This is a genomic window from Rhodoblastus acidophilus, assembly GCF_025961575.1.
GTDB lineage: Bacteria > Pseudomonadota > Alphaproteobacteria > Rhizobiales > Beijerinckiaceae > Rhodoblastus > Rhodoblastus acidophilus_C.
This window is the reverse complement of the sequence record NZ_JAOQNX010000024.1, coordinates 24,460-41,209: the sequence shown is the minus strand read 5'-3', so window position 1 is coordinate 41,209 and position 16,750 is coordinate 24,460. Positions and strand designations below refer to the sequence as shown.

The window sequence follows — 16,750 nt, the reverse complement described above, 5'->3', positions numbered from 1 at the left end:
TCTCCCCTTGCGGGAGAAGGTGGCTCGCGCGAAGCGCGAGACGGATGAGGGGGCGCCCCCGACGAATCTCAACATGCCAACTCCTCACCACGGCAACCCGCAACGCGCAAGTATGGTATTTTCCACAGCCGCGCGCGCGTGCAAGATTTCGTGAGTCCAAAATCGCACTATTGTGAATTCCTGCGACAGCAGAAAGGCGTCCCGACGATCATCCCGCGGATTTTCCGCATGCTGAGACCCATCCGCCTCCACGATCAACCGATGCTCAAAACATAAGAAATCAACAATATAAGGGGGAATGGGCGCCTGCCGCCGGAACTTCAACGCGCTGAGACGGGGTCCGCGTAAGATTTTCCAGAGCGCGGCCTCGGCCTCGGTCGGACCATGTCGCATGGCGCGCGCCCGCGCTTTCAGCAGGGGTGAAACATCGGTATTGCGCATCGCAGCGCCCCTCATCCGTCTCGCGGCTCGCGCCGCGAGCCACCTTCTCCCGCAAGGGGCGAAGGAGTCCACCTCCTACAAAGTTGCGGGATGTCCCTTCTCCCCTTGCGGGAGAAGGTGGCGCGAAGCGCCGGATGAGGGGTTCTTTCCGATAGAAGCAGCCCTAAGCCACGGCGATCAACAGCGCTCCAACCCGGCGTTTTTCACCCAGCAAAATATTATAGGTCTGCGCGGCATGGCCGGTGCTCATGGGATCACAGCGCACCCCCGCCTCCAGCAACCGCTGGCGCAAACCGGGAGGAACCGGCTGCAGCGACGGCCCGCAGCCGAACAGCAGCAATTCCACGTTTCCGCGCGGCAAAGCGAACAAGGGCGCCAGCACGCCCTCGTCCACCTCGGCAAAACGCGTGACCGAAATGGCGCGCACGCCATCAGGCAGCAGCAGCAGCGAGCCGACATGCGACATGCCGCCGAACTCGAAAGCCCCCTGCCCGATGCCCTCGATCATATGGGCGCCGGGCAGAAACCCCTCGTACTTGCGCTCTGGGATCAAAGCTTCCCGCTCGCCAGCGGCTTTGCGCCGGCCGTGGTCTCGTCGCGACCGCTGCGCTCGTTGCGCAGGCCGAGATAGATCAGCGTCGGCGAGCAGATGAAGATCGACGAATAGGTGGCGACGAAAATGCCCCACATCATCGCCAGCGAGAACGAGCGAATCACGTTGCCGCCAAAGATCACCAGCGACAGCAGCGCCAGGAACACGGTCGTCGCCGTCATCAAGGTGCGCGGCAGCACGGCGTTGACCGACATGTCGATCAGCTGGTCCGTCGGCATTTTCTTGTACTTGCGCATCATTTCGCGGATGCGGTCCAACACCACCACGGTCTCGTTGAGCGAATAGCCGACAATGGTCAGAATCGCCGCAATCGAGGTGGTGTTGAACTCCAATTGCGTGATCGAGAAGAAGCCCACCGTCAGCAACAGATCGTGCATGGTGGCGATGATCGCGCCAATGGCGAACTGCCATTCGAAGCGGAACCACAGATAGGCGAGCACGGCGAAGATCGAGATGACCACGCCGAGCGTACCCTGTTGCACCAGTTCGCCGGAGACGCGCGGCCCCACGACCTCGACGCGGCGGAATTCATAGGCGTCGCCGAGCGCCTTTTTCACCTTCTCGACCGCCGCCTGCTGGGCGACATCGCCGCCCGGCTGCATGCCGAAGCGGATGGAGGCGTCGGCGTCGCTGCCAAAGCCCTGAACTTCGAGATCGCCGAGGTTCAGATGCTCGGAGAGATCGCGAATATAGGAGAGATCGGCCTTGCCGTTCTTGGCCTGGATTTCCAGCAGCGTGCCGCCGGAAAAGTCGATGCCGAAATTCATCCCGACGAACAGGAACAGCAGCACCGACACGATGGAGAGCACGGCCGAGAACGGATAGGACACGCGCCGGAAGCGCATAAACGGGAATTTGGTGTTTTCGGGCGCAAGCCGCAGCAGTTTCATGGTCAAACCTTAGATCGGCAGCTTGGTCGGACGGCGGTACTTGTACCACAGCGCGATCATCATGCGCGTCATGGTCACGGCGGTGACGATGGTCGTCAGAATGCCGAGCGCCAGCGAGACGGCGAAGCCGCGCACCGGACCGGAGCCGAGGAAGTAGAGGATGGCGGCCACCACGAACATGGTGACATTGGAGTCGACGATGGTTGCAAAGGCGCGGTTAAAACCGGCGTCCAGCGCCGAAATGATCGAGCGCCCCGCATGCGATTCTTCGCGGATGCGTTCGTAGATCAAAACGTTGGAATCCACCGCCATGCCGATGGTCAAGACGATCCCGGCTATGCCCGGCAGGGTCAAAGTCGCCCGCAGCAGCACCAGAGCCGCAAAAATCATGGAAATGTGGATCAGCAAGGCGATATTGGCGAACACGCCGAACGTGCCATAGGTGATCAACATATAGGTGACGACCAGACCTGCGGCCCAATAGGCGGCGCGCTTGCCGGCGTCGATCGAATCCTGGCCCAGACCCGGACCCACGGTCCGCTCCTCGACAATGGTGAGTTTGGCGGGCAACGCGCCAGCGCGCAAAAGGATCGACAGATTATTGGCCTGCTCGACGGTGAACCGGCCGGAAATCTGGCCGGAGCCGCCGGTGATCGGCCCGAGGATGCGCGGCGCGGAAATCACCTTGTTGTCGAGCACGATGGCGAAGGGCCGGCCGACATTGGCGGAGGTCACCTGCCCGAATTTCTGGCCGCCCCTGATGTTGAAGCGGAAATTGACGACCGGCTCGTTGGTGCGCGAGTCGAAACCGGGCTGGGCGTCGGTGAGGTCCTCGCCCTCCACCATCACCTGCTTTTCCACCGGCAGTTTGCCCGGCTGATCGGTCTGCTCGAGCTGTTCGACGTCGCCGGGAGGCGCGCCCGGCTCGGCGACCAGGCGGAACTCCAGTTTCGCCGTGGTGCCGACGATTTCCTTCAGCCGGTTGGTGTCCTGCAGGCCCGGCACTTCGACGAGCACGCGGTCGGCGCCCTGGCGCTGGATGTTCGGCTCGGTGGTGCCGAGGCCGTTGACGCGGCGGTTCAAGACTTCGATGGTCTGCTCGACCGCGCGCTTCACCTTGTTGTCGATTGCGGCGTCGGTGATGGTCAGGCGCACCAGACCATCGTCATTACTGACCTCCAGGCCGGAGCCCGGCCCATTGGCCGCGAGCGGCACGAGCTGCGACAGTTTGGTCTGGATTCTGGAAAAATCCTTGGGATCGGCGAGACGGACCTGCACGCCGCGGGCGGTGACGCCGACGCCGCCGGAAACGCCCACCTTTTCCTCGCGCAGCAACCGGCGCAGATCGTCGCGCAGGTTCTGCGTCATGGTTTTCACGACATCGGCGCGATCGACCTCATAAAGGAGATGCGCGCCGCCCTGCAGGTCGAGGCCGAGCACGATGCTTTGCGGCTGAAACCACGACGGCAGGACCGAGGCGAGCTTCGCCCGGTTGTCCGGCCCGATCATGCTGGGAACGCAGATCGCGATGGCGATCAGCGTCGCGGCGAGGGTGAGGAGGGTTTTCCAGAGGGGGAACCGCAGCATGATCGGCTAGAACTTTCAGGCTTGGTCCTTGGAATCGTCCTTGGCCGGCTCGTCATTGGCCGGCGGGGTCTTCGGCGGCTCGGCCTTGGCGACCGGCCCCTTGCCCTTCTGCGGCTTGCCCGGAAGCTCCTTCTTAGCCGGCTCGTCCTTCACCGGCTCGCCCTTGGAGCGCACTTCGGCGACGCCGGCGCGCAACTGGCGAATGCGCACGTTCGGCGCGATTTCGATTTCGATTTCCGAGTCGTCGGCGACGCGCGACACGCGGCCGATCAGGCCGCTGTTGGTGACGACGGTGTCGCCGCGGCGGATGTTCTTGACCATGGTCTCATGTTCCTTGGCGCGCTTCTGCTGCGGGCGAAGGATGAGCACGTACATGATGAGGAGGATGATGCCGAACGGCGCCATCTGGACGAGAATGTCGGTCCCGCTTGCAGCGGCGCCGGCGGCCTGGGCATAGGCGGGCGTGACAAAGAACATGGAAAGCCTCTTCACCTCTAGATTTCGGCGCGGACTATAACGCGCGGCAGAACGAAAGCAAGGTGATGCGGCGCCGCGTCATGTCCCTGTCTATAGAGAAGGAACCGTCTCGAACCAGATGGGGCTAAAATGAAATAGCCCTCATGGTGAGGAGGACGCCGCAAGGCGTCCGTCTCGAACCACGAGGGCGGTCCACGAACCTATCAGCAGCGGCGGGTCACGCCGCGGACTTGATCCGCGCCGCCTCGGCCGCCGCGCGGATGGCGGCGATGTTGCGGCCATAGACTTCGGGCGTGTCGACGGAGCCGCCCTTGAACACGGCGGAGCCGGCGACCAGCGCGTCGGCGCCGGCGGCGACCACCAGCGGCGCGGTTTCCGGGGTGATGCCGCCGTCGATCTCGATATGGATCGGGCGATCGCCGATCATGGCGCGAATCTGCCGCACCTTTTCGACCTGGGATTCGATAAAGCTCTGACCGCCAAAGCCGGGGTTGACTGTCATCACCAGCACGAGGTCGATGCGGTCGAGCACGAATTCGATGGCGCTCGCAGGAGTGGACGGATTGAGCGACACGCCGGCTTTCTTGCCGCAAGCGCGGATCAATTGCAGCGAGCGGTCGAGATGCGGCCCGGCCTCGGCGTGGACGGTCAAAAAATCCGCGCCGGCATTACAAAAAGCTTCGATATAGGGGTCGACCGGAGCGATCATCAGATGGACGTCCATGACGCCCTTGATGTGCTTGCGAATCGCGGCGCAGGTGGCGGGGCCGAAGGTGATGTTGGGGACGAAATGGCCGTCCATCACGTCGACATGGACCCAGTCGCACCCCTGCGCCTCGATGGCGCGGCATTCCGCGCCGAAATTGGCGAAATCGGCGGAAAGGATGGAAGGCGCGATCTTGATGCTGCGGTCGAAGGACATGGGGAGGTTCCGTTGGTCAGGGGCATGGACCGCCCTCGTGGTTCGAGACGCCCGCTGCGCGGGCTCCTCACCATGAGGGCCACTTCATGTCCACGTTCTATCAGAAGCCCTCACCTGAGGAGGCCCCGCAGGGGCCGTCTCGAAGGGCGAGGGCGTCACGCATGCTTACTTGGCCGCGAACGCAAGCTTCTCGCGCCAGCCCGGATAGAGCTTGTCGGCGTCCTGCGGGAAGCTGTGGAAGGCGCGGGCGAGTTCGATGTGGTCCTTGGCATACTCGACCGGATCGGCGCCGGCGCGCCAGCACTGCTCCGCCTGGCGCAGCGAGACCGCGCCCTTGGCGCCGCCGTCGATATGGCCGAAGGCGCCGCCGCCCGCGGTCATGATCAGGTTGGAATGGCCGAGATTGTCGAAGAAGCCGGGCATGCGCAGCGCGTTCATGCCGCCGGAGATGATCGGCGTGGTCGGGTTCATGCCGAGCCATTCCTGATGGTAGAACGGGCCGTCGGCGCTGTCCTGAACCAGCATGAAGGCCTGGTTCTTGTCGGAGGCGTCGCCTTCCATCTTGCCATAGCCCATCGTGCCCGTGTGGATGCCGGAGGCGCCGATCAGGCGGGCCATTTTCGACAGCACGAAGGCGGTGTAGCCACGATCCGACTGCGGCGAGGTCACGGCGCCGTGGCCGGCGCGGTGATAGTGCAAATATTGCTTCGGGAACCGGCGGCGCGCGGTGGTCACGGCGGCCGGGCCCGCGACATAGCCGTCCACGAGGAAGGCGACGTGGTCGGCGTTCGGCCCAAAGGTTTCGAGGATATATTCGCCGCGCGCCACCATTTCGTTATGGTCGTCGGCGGTGATGTTGAACGAGAACAGCTTGGCCTGGCCGGTCTTGTCCTGGGCGCGGATCATGGCGTCATTGACGAGGCGCACGGACTCCCGGAACGGCGCGAACACCTGGTTGCCCTGGGGCTCGTCGTTCTTGATGAAGTCGCCGCCGAGCCAGAAATCATAGCAAGCCTTGGCGAAGGGCTCGGGACGCAGGCCAAGCTTCGGCTTGATGATGGTGCCGACGATAAAACCGCCGTCGACCACCGGGCGGCCGAGCACGCGCCACAAATCCTTGATGCCGGTCGACGGGCCGTCGAACAGGCGCAGATAGGCCGGCGGCACGTAGAAATCGTGCATCTTGCCATATTCGATGTCGCCCATGCCCTGGTTGTTGCCGATGGTGAGCGTCAGGAAGGACGCGATCATGGCGCGGCCGTCGATGATGTTGCGGTCGAAGAGGTCCACGGGATAGGCGATCTTCATGATCTCCTTGGCCTCGTCGATCTCGTACACGAGCGCATCAACGCCGCGGGTAAAATCGTCGGTGGTCGAGACTTCGACATTGGTGCCGGTCGAGGATTCCGCGGCGAAATGCGCGGCGGCCTGGAGATAGGTGCCGTGGCCGGGCTTGGGCTTCATCGTATAGGCGCACAGGACGTGCTTGCCGCCGGCGATGAGGTCGGCCTCTTTCAGGTTCAGATTGGCGTAACGAGCGGACTGGTCCATTGTCTTCTCCACTGAATTCGCGAGCGTAACGGAAAATTCGGTTTATTCGGCGGCGGCCTGGGCCGGGATCACCGGATCGAGCTTGCCGGACGCATAGGCCTTGGCCATTTCGGCCTGCGGCTTGACCTTGATGTATTGCGCCTGCCCCGCGCAGCCGAACGCTTCAAAACGGTCGCGACAGACCTTGCTCATGGCGTCCATGGCGGGTTTCAGGAATTTGCGCGGGTCGAACTCGGACTTGTTTTTCGTCGCGACGCGGCGGAACTCCGCAGCGGCGGCCAGACGCAGGTCGGTGTCGATATTCACCTTGCGCACGCCGAATTTTATCCCGCGCACGATCTCTTCCACCGGCACGCCATAGGTCTCGCGCATTTCGCCGCCGTTCTCGTTGAACAGGTTGCGATATTCCTCCGGCACGGAGGAGGAGCCGTGCATCACCAGATGGGTGTTGGGAATTTTGGCGTGGATTTCGGCGATGCGGTCGATGGCGAGCACGTCGCTGGTCGGCTTTTTGGTGAATTTGTAAGCGCCATGCGAGGTGCCGATGGCGACGGCGAGCGCGTCCACCTTGGTGGCGGCGACGAAACGCTGCGCCTCGTCCGGGTCGGTGAGAAGGTCTTTCTTGTCGAGCTTGCCTTCAAACCCATGGCCGTCCTCGGCCTCGCCATGGCCGGTTTCGAGCGAGCCGAGGCAGCCGAGTTCGCCTTCGACGGAAGCGCCGACCATATGGGCGAGCCGCGCCACTTCCGAGGTGATGGCGACATTATAATCATAATCGGCCGGCGACTTGCCGTCCTCCTTGAGCGAGCCGTCCATCATCACGGAAGTAAACCCGTTGGCGATGGCGGAAAGACAGGTGGCGACGCGCTCGCCGTGATCCTGATGGATGCACAGCGGAATCTCCGGATACATCAGCTCCAGCGCCTCCATCATTTTGGCGAACATGATGTCGCCGGCATAAGCGCGGGCGCCGCGGCTGGCCTGGATGATGACGGGCGCATTGGTCGCCCGCGCCGCCTCCATAATGGCGAGCGCCTGCTCCATATTGTTGACGTTGAAAGCGGGAACGCCATAGGAGCGCTCGGCGGCGGCGTCGAGAAGCTGTCGAAGGGTGATGCGGGCCATGTTTCCTCCGGTAAATGCGCGCACGGGCGCCTTCCTTCTCCCCATAGGACGTTCGTCAGAACGTCCGTCTTTCGGACGGCCTATGGCGGGAGAAGGTGGCTCGGCGGCGCAGCCGCCGAGACGGATGAGGGGTTTTTTTAAGCTTGCGCCGGAAGGGACGAACCCTCATCCGGCGCTTCGCGCCACCTTCTCCCGCAAGGGGAGAAGGCTGGCCGTGTTATCCGATCAGCTTTTTCGCTGCATCGGCCACGGCTTCCGCCGTGATGCCAAAGTGCTTGTAAAGCTCCGGCGCCGGAGCCGAGGCGCCGAAGCCGGTCATGCCGACGAAAGCGCCATTGTCGCCGATCCAGCGGTCCCAGCCGAAGCGCAGCGCCGCCTCCACGCCGACACGCGGCGCCGAACCCAGCACGGACTTGCGGTACTCGGGGCTCTGCGCCTCGAACAGCTCCCAGCAGGGCATGGAGACGACAGCCGCCTTCTTGCCTTGCGCCGCGAGCAGATCGGCGGCGGCCACCGCGATTTCGACTTCCGAGCCGGTCGCCAACAGGGTCACGTCGCGTCCGCCTTCCGGCTCGCGCAGAACATAAGCCCCCTTGGCGGTCAGATTCTCGCTCGGGGTCACCCGCAAAGGCTGCAGCGCCTGACGGGTCAGGGCCAGAACCGAGGGGGTGTGCAGGCTGTCGAGCGCCACCGCCCAGGCTTCCGCCGTCTCCACCGCATCCGCCGGACGGAACACCAGCAGGTTCGGGATGGCGCGCAGCGACGCCACGGTTTCCACGGGCTGGTGGGTCGGGCCGTCCTCGCCGAGGCCGATGGAATCATGGGTGAGCACATAGACCACCCGCACGCCCATCAGCGCGGAGAGGCGAATGGCGCCGCGCATATAGTCGGAGAACACCAGAAAGGTGCCGCCGTAGGGGATGAACCCGCCATGCAGCGCCACGCCGTTCATCGCAGCGGCCATGGCGTGTTCGCGGATGCCATAGTGCATGTAGCGGCCGCCGAACGAACCGGGTTTGACGGACTCCAACACCTTGGTGATCGTCAGGTTGGAGTGGGTCAGGTCGGCGGAGCCGCCGAGCGTCAGTTCGGTCGCGCCATTGATGGCCGCCAGCGCCACTTCCGACGCCTTGCGGGTCGCCAGCTTGGGCTTTTCGGCGACATGCTGCGCGATCAGCGCCTTGAGCGCCTCCTGCGCCTCCGGCACAGCGCCGGAGATCTGCTTGTCGAATTTTTGCGCCAAAGCCGAGGCATTGTGGCGCTTGGTCCATTCGGCATGGGCGCTGGCGCCTTTGCGCGAGACCTCGCGCCATTGCGACAGGATCGGCTCCGGGATCACAAACGGCTCGTAAGACCAGCCGAGATTTTTCCGCGCGCCGGCGATCTCTTCAGCGCCCAGCGCCTCGCCATGCGCCTTGGCGGTGCCGGCCCGGGTCGGGGCGCCGAAACCGATCACGGTTTTACACGCGATCAACCAGGGCTTGTCCGAATGCGCGCGGGCCTTTTCGATGGCGGCGGTCAGTTCAGCCTCGTTATGGCCGTCGACCTTCGCCACATTCCAGCCGGCGGCCTCAAAACGCTTGAGCTGGTCCATCGAGGTCGAGACGCTGGTGGCGCCGTCGATCGAGATGGAATTGTCGTCCCAGAGCACGATCAGCTTGCCGAGCTTCAGATGGCCGGCAAGATCGATCGCCTCGTGCGAAATGCCTTCCTGCAAACAACCGTCGCCGGCGATCACATAGGTATAGTGGTCAACCAGCTCATTGCCGAAGCGGGCGTTGAGCAGGCGTTCGGCCAGCGCCATGCCGACGGCGGTCGAAATCCCCTGCCCCAGCGGGCCAGTGGTGGTCTCGATGCCCTTGGCGTGGCCATATTCCGGGTGACCCGCGGTGCGCGCGCCGAGCTGGCGGAAATTCTTGAGCTGCTCGATCGGCATGTCGTCATAGCCGAGCAGATAATGCAGGGCGTAGATCAGCATGGAGCCATGGCCGGCGGAGAGCACGAAGCGGTCGCGGTCGGGCCAGGCCGGATCGGCCGGGTCGATCTTCATGAATTTGGTGAACAGCACCGCGGCGGCGTCGGCCATGCCCATGGGCATGCCGGGATGGCCCGATTTGGCTTTTTCCACCCCATCCATCGCCAGGGCGCGGATGGCGTTGGCCATGTCCTTGAAGGGAACGGCGGTCGCCTTTTCGGCAGTAACAGCCTGGTTCATGGATTTTGTCCTTTCAATCCGTCACTTGGCTCAGTTGGCTCAACTTGGCTCACTTGGCGCGCCGGCCGCGTTCGACCAGCCGGGTGATCAGAGGGGTTAGGATGAGTTGCATGGCCAGATCAAGCTTATCCGCGGGGATAACAATGGAATTCGCCCGGCTCATCCAGGAATCGTGGATCATGGCGGTGAGATAGGGGAAGTCGATCCCGCGGGGATTGCGGAAGCGGATCACCACCAGCGACTCGCCGGCGGTCGGGATCCAGCGCGCGATGAAGGGGTTGGACGTATCCACCACCGGCACGCGCTGAAAATTGATGTCGGTGTTGGTGAATTGCGGCGTGATGACATGCACATAGGCATGCATGCGGCGCAAAATCGTGTCGGTGACGGCTTCCGTGCTGTAACCGCGATGCGCGCGGTCGCGATGGATTTTCTGAATCCACTCCAGGTTGATCACCGGGACCACGCCGATCTTCAAATCGGCATGCTTGGCGATGTCGATGCCGTCGGCCTTCACCGCGCCATGCAGGCCTTCGTAGAACAGCAGGTCCGAGCCCTCGCCGACCTCGCGCCAGTCGGTGAAATGGCCGGGCTGCACGCCGTGCAGTTCCGCCTCGCGCTCGTCGTGGACATAGGTGCGCGCCTTGCACTTGCCGGTTTCGCCATAGGTCCGCATGGCGCCTTCCAGCTCGGAGAGCAGATTGGCCTCGACGGAGAAATGGCTGAAGGTGGCGTCGCCCGCCGCCTTGCGATTGGCCATTTCGGCCTTCATGTCGGCGCGGTTGAAGCGATGAAAAGCGTCGCCCTCGATGGAGGCGGCGACATAGCCCTCGCGGCGGAAAATGCCGTCGAACGTGTGCTTGACGGTGGACGTGCCCGCGCCCGAGGAGCCGACGACGGAAATGATGGGGTGCTGGATCGACATTTTTTAATTCCGATTCTCAGGCGTGGAACAGGCCGCGCTGGCCGAACAGGGGGGAAGGCGTGCTCTCGAAGTGGACGTTGGTGTAATAGGAGGAGATGCGTTTGACCTTCTCCACCGAGCCGAAGATCAGCGGCGTGCGCTGGTGCAGGGTCGAAGCCTGCTTGTCGAGGATGCGGTTGAACCCGTCGATGGCGCCGCCGCCGGCCTGCTCGACCAGGAAGGCGATCGGATTGGCCTCGTAGAGCAGGCGCAACCGGCCCTGCTCATAACCGCGGCGCTGGTCGGCCGGATAAAGGAAAACGCCGCCGCGGACAAAAATGCGGTGGGTTTCCGCGACCAGCGACGCCACCCAGCGCATGTTGAAATCCTTGCCGTGCGGCCCCTGCGCGCCCTCGACGCAATCGTCGATGAAGGTGCGGATCGGCGGAATCCAGTGGCGGTAGTTCGAGGCGTTGATCGCATATTCGCGGGTGCTCGGCGTGACCTTGACGCCATCGGCGACCAGCTTGAAGGTTTCGTCGATGGGATCGAGGACGAAATGGGCGACGCCCTCGCCGAGCGTGAACACCAGAGCCACATGCGGGCCATAGACGATATAGCCGCCGGCGATCTGCTCGTGGCCGGGGCGGAAGAAGCTCGCGGTCGCGCCGGCCGGGCTCGCCGGGAACACGGAAAAGATCGTGCCGACCGAAATATTGGCGTCGATATTGGAGGAGCCGTCGAGCGGATCCACCGCCACCGCCAGCGCGCCGCGCGGGTTCAGCGTCAGGATCGCTTCCTCTTCCTCGGAGGCGTAATAGGCGACATCCGCCGTCTTCAGCCCCGCGACGATTTTCTGGTCGGCGAGCACGTCGAGCGCGCGCTGCTTGTCGCCGTCGGCATTGGCGGCGCCGATCTCGACGCCGAGGCTGCCCTCGAGCGGGCCGCGCACCACGGCTTCGGTGATGGCGGCGCCGGCTTCGGCGAGCGCCGCTATGCATTGGGCCAGAGTGGCGCGGCTGGCGTCGCCCCCCGCCCAGGCGGTCAGATAGGCGTCAAGGCTCTCGCCCACGGCGTGCTGTCCCGGCGCATGATGTGCGGTCATTGTCGTCTCCGCCCGGCTCTGAGCCGGTTGCTTATTTCCCCCTTGCGGGATGTCCCTCTGGGGCTTGACGCCGAGTTCCCTCAGGCGACGGGGCCTAATAACGCCGTCCCTGGAGAAAAATAAATTTTAAAAAATGGAAATCTGATTTAGATAATCTAAAACGACGGGGAGAGACATGCCGGATTTTCGCGGATTGACCCGCAGGCAATTGCGCGCCTTCTCGGCGACGGTCGAGCGCGGCTCGGTGAGCGGCGCCGCCCTGACCCTCGGCGTCACCCCGCCCGCCATTTCCACCCAGTTGAAACTGCTGGAGGAGATGGTCGGCGCGCCGCTGTTCCATCGCGACAGCTCAAAACCCTTTGCGCCCACCGAAATCGGCGCCGAACTGCTGTCGCTCGCCCTGGATTTCGAGCGGCTGGCGGCGCGCGCCGGCGAAAGGGTCGACGCGCTGATCGCCGGCGCCACGGGCTCCGTGGTGTTCGGCGTGGTCTCCACCGGCAAATATCTCGCCCCCTATTTCGTCGCCGCCTTCAACCGCGCCTTCCCCGACATTCGCGTGACGCTGGAAATCGGCAATCGCGAGGAAATCATCGCGGCGCTCGAGCGCGACGAATTCGACATCGCCATGATGGGCCGCCCGCCCGCGCATCTGCGCGTCGAAACTTTTACGCTCGGCGATCATCCGCACGTCCTGATCGCGCCGCCCGGCCACCGGCTCGAAACCGACAATGAAATTCTCGCCGAAGATTTGGTCGAGGAGCGCTTTCTGGCGCGCGAACCGGGATCGGGCACAAGGCTGCTGATGGAGCGTTTTCTCGCCCGGCTCGGCGGCGGGCGCCCCTTCAATGTGGTGGAAATGGGCACCAACGAGACCATCAAGCAATCGGTGATGGCGGGGCTCGGCCTCGCCATCATTTCGGCGCACACCTGCCGGATGGAGCTGGCCGACCGCCACCTGATCGCTTTGCCGGTGACCGGCCTGCCCCTGGTGCGGCAATGGTTTCTGCTGACCCGAATCGAGCCCGCCCCAAGCCGCGCCGCATTGAAATTCCGTGATTTTTTTATCGCCAATCGCGCCCGGCTGTGGCCCAAAGTGTGAGCGTGCGGCAACACAACCTAGAATTGTGTTAACGAAGCTCAACACAACCTTAACGCGTTGCCTTCCCCGCGCCATACTCGTCCTGCGGTCGATGAGTCGAGGCCGCGCCGGGAGGGCGCCAACAATGACAAGCACAGCACAGGAATTGGCGGAACGCGCGTGGATCAGCATCGCCTATGCGCGCGCCGAGGTCATGAGAAGCCATCTCGACAGCGAAGCCTTCCTTCGCGTGCTCGCGCATCTCGATGACGCGCTGGACGACCTGCAAACGCTGACGCCGCCGCAAGCCGAGGCGGCGCACGAAGGCAAAGCCGCCTGATCTGGCTAAAAAAATTCGCGCCCAGGTCGCGGCGCCCAGATGACGCGGTCCCCTCGAATCAGCTAGCATGACGCTGCTGTCGCGGGCGCGACAGCGTTCAGGACCCGTCCCAGCGCCGCTACACGCTGGGGCGGGTTTATTTTTGACTTTCCCAGCCAAAGAAAAAGGGCGGCTCGCTGGAGCCGCCCCCTGATTTCACCTTTGCGAAAACGCTCAGGCGCCCGAGGCGGCCGCCGCAACTTCCGCCGCGAAATCGGCTTCCTGCTTCTCGATGCCTTCGCCGAGGCCGTAGCGAACAAAACCCTTCAGCGCGACGGGAGCGCCGACCACTTTCGCCGCTTCGGCGACGGCCTGGGCCACCGTCTTGGCGCCGTCATGGATGTAGGCCTGCTCGACCAGCGTGACTTCCTTGAAATAGGTTTTGAGGCCGGATTCGACGATCTTCTCCAGCACATGAGCCGGCTTGCCCGCGTTCTTCTCGCGCAGCACGTTCTTCTCGCGCTCCAGCGTGGCCGAATCGACGCCGGTCGAATCGAGCGCCACCGGATTGGTCGCGGCGACATGCATGGCGATCTTGCGGCCGAGCTCGGCGAGCGCGATCTTGTCGCCGGTCGATTCCAGCGCCACGAGCACGCCGATCTTGCCGAGGCCCTCGCCGATGGAATTGTGCAGGTAATGGCCGACCACGCCGTCCGACACGGTGAGTTTGGCGGCGCGACGCAGAGTCATGTTTTCGCCGATGGTGGCGATGGCGTTGGAGATGGCGTCGGCCACCGTGCCCGAGGCGCCGGGATAATGCTGGCCCTTGAGCGCCTCGACGTCGGTCTCGCCCTTTTCGGCGGCGACCAGCGCGATGGTCTTGACCAGAGCCTGGAACTCTTCGTTGCGAGCGACGAAGTCGGTCTCGGAGTTCACCTCGACGACGACGCCGGTGGTGCCGGAGGTGGCGATGCCCACCAGACCCTCGGCGGCGACGCGGTCGGATTTCTTGGCGGCCTTGGACAGGCCTTTCTTGCGCAGCCAGTCAATGGCGGCTTCGATGTCGCCGTCGACCTCGTTGAGCGCCTGCTTGCAGTCCATCATGCCGGCGCCGGTTTTTTCGCGGAGATCCTTCACCAGGGCGGCGGTGATCGTGGCCATGAACGTCATCCTCTTGGGCTTGGCCTGCGAATCGCTCAAGCGTTCGCGGCCTATGGAAACTTGGGAATGTGAAGAACCGGCGACAGCTCTCTTGATGCTCTTCGGCCGGCCCGCCGCGCGGACCGGATTGCATGCGCTTCAACCCGCTCTCTGCGCGAACCGGATTGGCCGGTTAAACAGACGGCGCGCCATTTTGGCGCGCCGCGGAAAACGTCGTCGGAAACGAAAAGTGTCAGACGGCGATCAGTTCGCGGGCCTGCTGCACCCAGCCGGCGACGCGGCCGTTGAGCTTGAGATCGGCGTCGACCTTGGCGGCGTCGGCGTCCGTCATGGCGGCGAACTGCCAGTAGTGGTAGAGGCCGGCGTCGGCGAGCTTCTTCTCCACCTGCGGACCGACGCCGGCGAGCTTGGACAGATCGTCCGGGGCGCCGCGCGGGGCGGACAGAAGCTCGAACACGTCGGTCGAGGCGAGTTCGGCGTCGGCCGGCAGTTCGACGGCGACCGGGGCCTCGGCGGCGCCGAGGTCGAAGCCGAGCGAACCCTGGCTGCGGGAAATGCCGTCGAGCGCGGCGCGGGCGACGAGGTCGCAGTACAGCGCGATGGCGCGGCCGGCGTCGTCATTGCCCGGGATCGGATAGGTGATGCCGTCCGGATCGCAATTGGTGTCGAGGATGGCCGCGACCGGAATGTGAAGGCGGGCCGCCTCCTTGATCGCCAGCTGCTCCTTGTTGGTGTCGATGACGAAGATCAGGTCCGGGACGCCGCCCATGTCCTTGATGCCGCCCAGCGCCTTCTCGAGCTTGTCGCGTTCGCGCGACATCATCAGGCGCTCTTTCTTGGTGAGGCCGGAGGCGCCGGAGTTCAGCTGGTCGTCGATCTTGCGCAGACGGGCGATCGAGGCGGAAATGGTCTTCCAGTTGGTCAGCATGCCGCCGAGCCAGCGGGCGTTGATGTAGTACTGCGCGGAGCGCTTGGCGGCGTCGGCGATCTGCTCCTGGGCCTGGCGCTTGGTGCCGACGAACAGCACGCGGCCGCCCTTGGCGACGGTGTCGGACACGGCCTTCAGCGCCTGGTGCAGCAGCGGCACGGTCTGGGCGAGGTCGATGACGTGGATGTTATTGCGCACGCCGAAAATATAGGGGGCCATTTTCGGGTTCCAGCGGTGAGCCTGGTGGCCGAAATGGGCGCCGGACTCGAGCAGGCCGCGCATGGTGAAATCAGGAAGCGCCATTACAAATTCTCCGGTTGAGCCGCCGCGAAGTTTTGGCTTTGAGGATCAAAGCCACCGGAGCGAGCCTTGGAACAGGCCGCCGTCCTTCGCGTGTGGATTGGAGGGGCCCCTTTATATCAGGCCGGAAAGAATGGCAAGCCGGTCGTCACATTCGCAGGCTAAGCTCGCGCCGATTCGAACCGATGGCGCGCCGACTCATGATCCCCCTTGTCCTGCTGAGCCTCGCCCTTACCGTTCCCGCGCTCGCCTGGCTCGCCGGCTCGGCCATGGTCTGGGGCCGGACGCCCGCCCCCCGGATCGCCGCCGCCGCGCCGGCGCAGGACATTTCTCTCACCGCAGCCGATGGCGTGACACTCGCCGCCACCTATTGGCCCGGCGCGAAACCGGATTCGCCCGGCATTCTGCTGCTGCACGGCATTTTCGCCCATCGGACCGGCTATGCCGCGCAAGCGCAATGGTTTTCGAAACAGGGTTTTGCTGTCCTCACCCTCGATCTGCGCGGCCACGGAGAGTCCGACGCCGCCGCCCACAGTTTTGGCCTGACGGAATCGCGCGACGCCCGCGCTGGTTTCGACTGGCTCAAGGCCAAACAGCACGGCGCCCCCATCGGCGTGATCGGCATTTCGCTGGGCGGCGCCGCCGCGCTGCTCGGCGACGACGGCCCCCTGTCCGCTCAGGCCTTTGCTCTCGTCTGCGTCTTCGCCGATATCGACAGGGCCATCCGCAACCGCATCGCCGCCCATGCGCCGGCGCCGCTCGCCAATCTGCTGACGCCGCTGCTGAAACACCAGTCCAGGCTGCGCTTCGGCGTCGGGCCGGAGCGCCTGCGTCCGATCGACGCCTTGCGCAAAGTGACGGCGCCGGCGCTGATTGTCGTCGGCGGCGCCGACGCCTATACGCCGCCGCGGGAAGGCCGGGAAATGCAGGCGGCGGCAGGTGGCCGCTCGGACCTGCTGGTCCTCGACGGCCTGAACCACGCCCAGGCGACCTGGGCCGACACGCCAGTCTATCGCGAACGGCTCAAGACGTTTTTCGTCAGCGCGCTCGACCGATGGGCCGTAACGGGCTGCTGAAAAAGTCCCGTTCTCATGTCTATGGTTCGATGCTTCGACAAGCTCGGCAGGCTGCTGC

16 protein-coding genes are annotated in these 16,750 nt (G+C 64.3%); 3 read left to right on the top strand and 13 right to left on the bottom strand.

What is annotated here, in order from left to right; genetic code table 11:
* Positions 1 to 84: 84 nt before the first annotated feature.
* The 11 genes from M2320_RS16565 to M2320_RS16515 form a co-directional block, all read right to left on the bottom strand.
* Positions 85 to 441, bottom strand: coding sequence for an endonuclease domain-containing protein (locus M2320_RS16565; RefSeq protein WP_264598219.1), 357 nt, complete (start codon positions 439 to 441; stop codon positions 85 to 87).
* A 163-nt stretch (positions 442 to 604) separates the two neighbouring features.
* Positions 605 to 994, bottom strand: coding sequence for an Mth938-like domain-containing protein (locus M2320_RS16560; RefSeq protein WP_319801443.1), 390 nt, complete (start codon positions 992 to 994; stop codon positions 605 to 607).
* Positions 991 to 1,944 carry a protein translocase subunit SecF gene (gene secF / locus M2320_RS16555; protein WP_184427968.1) on the bottom strand — a complete coding sequence of 318 codons (954 nt, stop codon included), beginning with the start codon at positions 1,942 to 1,944 and terminating at the stop codon, positions 991 to 993. Before secF ends, M2320_RS16560 begins: the two co-directional genes overlap by 4 nt.
* Before the next feature lie 9 nt (positions 1,945 to 1,953).
* Positions 1,954 to 3,531, bottom strand: coding sequence for a protein translocase subunit SecD (secD, locus tag M2320_RS16550; protein ID WP_264598218.1), 1,578 nt, complete (start codon positions 3,529 to 3,531; stop codon positions 1,954 to 1,956).
* Positions 3,532 to 3,546: 15 nt separating this feature from the next.
* Positions 3,547 to 4,008 (bottom strand): preprotein translocase subunit YajC, encoded by a 462-nt coding sequence (yajC, locus tag M2320_RS16545; RefSeq protein ID WP_184427966.1) that lies wholly within the window; start codon positions 4,006 to 4,008, stop codon positions 3,547 to 3,549.
* A 217-nt stretch (positions 4,009 to 4,225) separates the two neighbouring features.
* Positions 4,226 to 4,930 (bottom strand): ribulose-phosphate 3-epimerase, encoded by a 705-nt coding sequence (rpe, locus tag M2320_RS16540; RefSeq protein ID WP_264598217.1) that lies wholly within the window; start codon positions 4,928 to 4,930, stop codon positions 4,226 to 4,228.
* 165 nt (positions 4,931 to 5,095) lie between these two features.
* Complete coding sequence (locus M2320_RS16535; protein WP_184427964.1) at positions 5,096 to 6,481, bottom strand: ribulose-bisphosphate carboxylase; 1,386 nt, start codon at positions 6,479 to 6,481, stop codon at positions 5,096 to 5,098.
* Positions 6,482 to 6,523: 42 nt separating this feature from the next.
* Positions 6,524 to 7,606 (bottom strand): class II fructose-bisphosphate aldolase, encoded by a 1,083-nt coding sequence (gene fba / locus M2320_RS16530; RefSeq protein WP_184427963.1) that lies wholly within the window; start codon positions 7,604 to 7,606, stop codon positions 6,524 to 6,526.
* Positions 7,607 to 7,823: 217 nt separating this feature from the next.
* The gene (gene tkt, locus M2320_RS16525) at positions 7,824 to 9,821 is read right to left on the bottom strand and encodes a transketolase (protein WP_264598216.1); all 1,998 of its coding nucleotides are present in this window, start codon (positions 9,819 to 9,821) and stop codon (positions 7,824 to 7,826) included.
* 49 nt (positions 9,822 to 9,870) lie between these two features.
* The gene (locus M2320_RS16520; protein ID WP_264598215.1) at positions 9,871 to 10,746 is read right to left on the bottom strand and encodes a phosphoribulokinase; all 876 of its coding nucleotides are present in this window, start codon (positions 10,744 to 10,746) and stop codon (positions 9,871 to 9,873) included.
* Positions 10,747 to 10,762: 16 nt separating this feature from the next.
* Positions 10,763 to 11,830, bottom strand: coding sequence for a class 1 fructose-bisphosphatase (locus M2320_RS16515; protein WP_264598214.1), 1,068 nt, complete (start codon positions 11,828 to 11,830; stop codon positions 10,763 to 10,765).
* Between the two features lie 175 nt (positions 11,831 to 12,005).
* Here M2320_RS16515 and M2320_RS16510 point away from each other — a divergent pair, with 175 nt between their 5' ends.
* Both M2320_RS16510 and M2320_RS16505 read left to right on the top strand, forming a co-directional pair.
* The gene (locus M2320_RS16510) at positions 12,006 to 12,929 is read left to right on the top strand and encodes a LysR family transcriptional regulator (RefSeq protein WP_184427959.1); all 924 of its coding nucleotides are present in this window, start codon (positions 12,006 to 12,008) and stop codon (positions 12,927 to 12,929) included.
* Positions 12,930 to 13,053: 124 nt separating this feature from the next.
* Positions 13,054 to 13,248 carry a hypothetical protein gene (locus M2320_RS16505; RefSeq protein WP_264598213.1) on the top strand — a complete coding sequence of 65 codons (195 nt, stop codon included), beginning with the start codon at positions 13,054 to 13,056 and terminating at the stop codon, positions 13,246 to 13,248.
* 213 nt (positions 13,249 to 13,461) lie between these two features.
* On the opposite strand, the gene tsf is transcribed toward M2320_RS16505, so the two are convergent.
* Together tsf and M2320_RS16495 are read right to left on the bottom strand one after the other, a co-directional pair.
* Positions 13,462 to 14,388, bottom strand: a complete 927-nt coding sequence (gene tsf / locus M2320_RS16500; RefSeq protein WP_264598212.1) for a translation elongation factor Ts — start codon at positions 14,386 to 14,388, stop codon at positions 13,462 to 13,464.
* Positions 14,389 to 14,620: 232 nt separating this feature from the next.
* Positions 14,621 to 15,619, bottom strand: a complete 999-nt coding sequence (locus tag M2320_RS16495) for a 30S ribosomal protein S2 (protein WP_184427956.1) — start codon at positions 15,617 to 15,619, stop codon at positions 14,621 to 14,623.
* Between the two features lie 197 nt (positions 15,620 to 15,816).
* Here M2320_RS16495 and M2320_RS16490 point away from each other — a divergent pair, with 197 nt between their 5' ends.
* Positions 15,817 to 16,692 (top strand): alpha/beta hydrolase, encoded by an 876-nt coding sequence (locus tag M2320_RS16490; protein WP_264598211.1) that lies wholly within the window; start codon positions 15,817 to 15,819, stop codon positions 16,690 to 16,692.
* The last annotated feature ends 58 nt before the right edge of the window (positions 16,693 to 16,750 follow it).